The following is a 754-nucleotide window of genomic DNA, read 5'->3' as shown; positions in this document are numbered from 1 at the left end:
AAATTGGAAGTAAGGAGTTGTTATTTTCTGCAGATACAATTTATGCAAATTCTTATTTGATTCTTTGTTCCAACACAGCAGTTGAATTATTTTCTGAATATGGGAATGCTATAGGTTTATCAAACTTTACTGGCTTAACCAATTCCGGAAATAGTTTAAGGTTATTGTCTGCTAATGGAGAAACAATCGATGAGATTGCCTATTCTGATATTTGGTATCAATCGGAAGAGAAAAGTAATGGAGGTTGGAGTTTAGAACGAATTGATCCTTCAAATATTTGCAGCAGTCAAAGCAATTGGTCAGCTTCAGTAAATGAAAAAGGGGGAACTCCTGGCCAAGTCAATACAATTCGTGCAGATTATGTAGATGAAGAATCACCTAAGGTAGTTTCTTTCAAATTGGTATCGGAAAATCAGTTGGTTTTGGAATTTGGTGAAGTAATTGATGAAGCAACCTTGCTGAATCCTGAGAATTACAATATTCAATCCAATGCTCTAAAAGAGGTTACTCCCATTTCTACTCAAGGAGTGGAGTTGCAGTTTGAAAATTCTTTTACAGATGCAAAACAAATGCAGTTGCATGTTTCAGGAATATCCGATGAATGTGGTAATGTGCTTGATACCATATTGGATTTTGTCTATCACGAAATACATGAACATGATGTTGTTATCAATGAAATCATGGCAGATGAAAGCCCAACACAAGGGTTGCCAGAGTATGAGTATATCGAGTTGTACAATACCAAAGGCTATCC

The 754-nt window shown here is 35.8% G+C and carries 1 protein-coding gene; it reads left to right on the top strand.

What is annotated here, in order from left to right; translation table 11 throughout:
• A partial coding sequence (locus JCM15579_RS20480; protein WP_218186265.1) for a lamin tail domain-containing protein occupies window positions 1-754 on the top strand: 754 nt, incomplete at both ends.

It is taken from the genome of Marinifilum fragile JCM 15579 (assembly GCF_001310955.1).
GTDB classification, from domain to species: Bacteria; Bacteroidota; Bacteroidia; order Bacteroidales; family Marinifilaceae; genus Marinifilum; species Marinifilum fragile.
This window is presented reverse-complemented; position numbering and strand designations above follow the sequence as displayed.